Source organism: Streptomyces capoamus (assembly GCF_014654935.1).
GTDB classification, from domain to species: Bacteria; Actinomycetota; Actinomycetes; order Streptomycetales; family Streptomycetaceae; genus Streptomyces; species Streptomyces capoamus.
In genome coordinates this window covers 60897-64369 of sequence record NZ_BNBF01000022.1, presented here as the reverse complement: position 1 = coordinate 64369, position 3473 = coordinate 60897, and the positions used below count along the sequence as shown (strand labels likewise).

The 3473-nt window shown below is 76.7% G+C and carries 1 protein-coding gene; it reads right to left on the bottom strand.

Translation table 11 applies throughout. From position 1 onward, the window contains the following. Positions 1–75 precede the first annotated feature (75 nt). Complete coding sequence (locus IE312_RS29230) at positions 76–3096, bottom strand: bifunctional [glutamine synthetase] adenylyltransferase/[glutamine synthetase]-adenylyl-L-tyrosine phosphorylase (protein WP_189985299.1); 3021 nt, start codon at positions 3094–3096, stop codon at positions 76–78. Positions 3097–3473: the final 377 nt, after the last annotated feature.

Sequence of the window (3473 nt, the reverse complement as noted above, 5' to 3'; positions counted from 1 at the left end):
GGTGGCCCGCGCGTGGTACGGCAGCCTGCCGCACGCGCTGCCCCGGGTGGTGCCGGCCCGGCCGCCCGCGCCGGCTCAGGCCCTGTCGTCGTAGAACAGCTCCTCCACCACCGTGCGCGCCCGGCGGGCGGTACGGCGGTAGGCGTCCAGCATGTCCCCGGCGTGCCCGGCCCCGTGGCCCAGGTAGCGGCCGACGGCGGCCAGCTCGCGCGGCTCGGTCGGGAAGGTGTCCCCGGCCCGGCCGCGGACCAGCATCACCGCGTTGCGCACCCGGGTGGCCAGCACCCACGCCTCGTCCAGGGTCTCGGTGTCCTCCGCGGTCAGCAGTCCGGCCTCGCGGGCGGCGGCCAGCGCCCGCCGGGTGCGGGTGGTGCGCAGGCCGGGCACGTGGTGGCCGTGCCGGAGCTGGAGCAGCTGCACGGTCCACTCGACGTCGGACAGGCCGCCGGGGCCGAGCTTGGTGTGCAGCTTGGGGTCGGCGCCGCGGGGCAGCCGCTCGGACTCCATGCGGGCCTTCAGCCGGCGGATCTCGCGGACCGCGTCCTCGCCGAGGCCCTTCGCCGGGTAGCGCAGCGGGTCGATCAGCTCCATGAACCGCCGGGCCAGGTCCGCGTCGCCGGCGACCGGCTCGGCGCGCAGCAGCGCCTGTGACTCCCAGACCAGGGACCAGCGGCGGTAGTACGCCTCGTACGACTTCAGGGTGCGCACCAGCGGGCCCGACTTGCCCTCCGGGCGCAGGCCGGCGTCGATGAGCAGCGGCGGGTCGGCGCTGGGCAGCTGGAGCAGACGGCGCATCTCGGCGACGACCCTGTTCGCCGCCGCGGCCGCCTCGTGCTCGTCGACACCGTCCTGCGGTTCGTGCACGAACAGCACGTCCGCGTCGGAGCCGTAGCCCAGCTCGTGCCCGCCGAAGCGGCCCATCCCGATGATCGCGAACCGGGTGGGCAGGGTGTCGCCCCAGCCGTCACGGACGACCGCGCGCAGGGTGCCGGCGAGGGTGGCCGCGGTCAGGTCGGAGACGGCCGCGCCGACCCGGTCCACCAGGGCGCCCTGGTCGGCCTCGGCGGGGCTGGTCTCGGTGCCGTAGGAGCCGATGATGTCGGCGGCGGCGGTGCGGAACAGCTCGCGGCGGCGGACGCCACGGGCCGCGGTGACGCCCTGCCCCGCGCTCCCGGCGCGGCCCACGGCCGCCAGGATCTCCTGCTCCAGCTGGGCGCGGTCGCGCGGGAAGAGGCCGCCGCCGACGGCCGTCGGGCCGGTGCCGGTGCCGTCGCCGAGGAGGGCGACCGCCTCGGGGGCGCGCATCAGCAGGTCGGGGGCGAGGCGGCCCGCCGACAGCACACGGGCCAGGTTCTCGGCCGCCGCGCCCTCGTCGCGCAGCAGCCGCAGGTACCAGGGGGTCTTGCCGAGCGCGTCGGAGACCTTGCGGAAGTTCAGCAGGCCGGCGTCCGGGTCGGCGGAGTCGGCGAACCAGCCGAGCAGGACCGGGAGCAGGGTGCGCTGGATCGCCGCCTTGCGGGTCACGCCGGAGGCCAGGGCCTCCAGGTGGCGCAGCGCGGCGGCCGGGTCGGCGTAGCCCAGCGCCTCCAGCCGGGCGCGGGCCGCCTCCGGGCGCAGCCGGGCCTCGCCGGGGGCGAGCTGGGCGACCGCGTCGAGCAGCGGGCGGTAGAACAGCTTCTCGTGCAGCCGGCGTACGACGCCGGTGTGCCGCTTCCACTCGCGGTTCAGCTCGGCCGCCGGGTCGGCGCGCAGGCCCAGGGAACGGCCGAGGCGGCGCCGGTCCGGCTCGGACTCGGGAACCAGGTGGGTGCGGCGCAGCCGGTACAGCTGGATCCGGTGCTCCATGGAGCGCAGGAAGCGGTACGCCTCGTCCAGGCGGGCGGCGTCCTCGCGGCCGACGTAGCCGCCGGCGGCCAGCGCCTGGAGGGCGTCCAGCGTGGTGCCGCTGCGCAGGCTCGGGTCGGTGCGGCCGTGCACCAGCTGCAGGAGCTGGACGGCGAACTCGACGTCGCGCAGGCCGCCGGGGCCCAGCTTGAGTTCCCTGTCGATCTCGGCGGCGGGGATGTTCTCGACCACGCGGCGGCGCATCTTCTGGACGTCCGCCACGAAGTTCTCGCGCTCGGCCGCCTTCCACACCAGGGGTTCGAGGGCGTCGACGTACGCCTCGCCCAGGGCGGCGTCCCCGGCCACCGGGCGGGCCTTGAGCAGGGCCTGGAACTCCCAGGTCTTCGCCCAGCGTTGGTAGTAGGCGAGGTGGCTGCTGAGGGTGCGCACCAGGGGGCCGTTGCGGCCCTCGGGGCGGAGGTTGGCGTCCACCGGCCAGATGGAGCCCTCGACGGTCGACTCGGAGCAGATCCGCATGAGATGGGAGGCGAGTCTCGTGGCGGACCGCAGGGCCTGGTGCTCCTCGACGCCCTCGACCGGTTCCGCCACGAAGATCACGTCCACGTCGGAGACGTAGTTCAGCTCGTGGCCGCCGCACTTGCCCATCGCGATCACCGCGAGACGGCAGGCTGCGGCGTCCTCGGGGGCGGCACGTCCGGCCAGGGACAGGGCGGCGCGCAGGGTGGCGGTGGCCAGGTCGGCCAGTTCCGCGGCGGTCTCGGCGACGTCCGTGGTGCCGCAGACGTCGCGGGCGGCGATGGACAGCAGGCAGCGGCGGTAGGCGACGCGCAGGGAGACCGGGTCGGTGGCCCCGGCCAGGCCGCGTTCGAACTCCGCGACGCCGGGGTGGAGGTCGTGCGGCTCGTAGGTGACCAGGGCGTGCCAGTCGCCGGGGTGGCGGGCCAGGTGGTCGGCCAGGGCGGCGGAGGCGCCGAGGATCCCGAGGAGACGGTCGCGCAGCGGCTTGGCCGCGATGAGGGTGTCCAGCAGTTCGCGGTGGGCGGTGGGGCCGGGCTGGGCCTCCAGGAGGCGGACCAGGCCGTCCAGCGCGAGGTCGGGGTCGGCGGTGGCGCCGAGGGCCTCCAGGAGGACGGGATCGTCGCGCACGGGCGCCAGTTCGGGGCCGTCGAGAAGGCGCTCGGCGGCGGAGGGGTCGGTGAAGCCGTGCCGCAGCAGACGGGTGAAGGTGCTGCTCCTGCGCCCCGGCGTCATGTCCGTGACCTCCCCTTGCGTACGTCCCGACTCGGACCCGTCCTGGCCAGAGCCTAACCGGAGGGCACGCGGACGGCTCCGCGCGCGGCTGCTCGCCCGCGGTGGACCGACCGCTTGCTGGGCGGCGGCGCCCCCTGGCAGGGCGGCTCAGGAGCGGGCCGCCGGTCGGGCGGTGCGGGCCGCTCCGCGGACGGTTGCCGCCCGGGCGCGCGCGGCGGACCGGTGGGACACCAGCCACGCCCACCGGACGTGCGCGGCTGACCGGTTTTCCCGTCCGGCGCGGCGGCCCGAGCCGACGCTGCCGCACGCGGCGCACTCCGGCGGGCGGCTCGGGGCGGGCCCCGGGGGGCGCCGGCCCGGGTGTGTGCGGTGCGGCG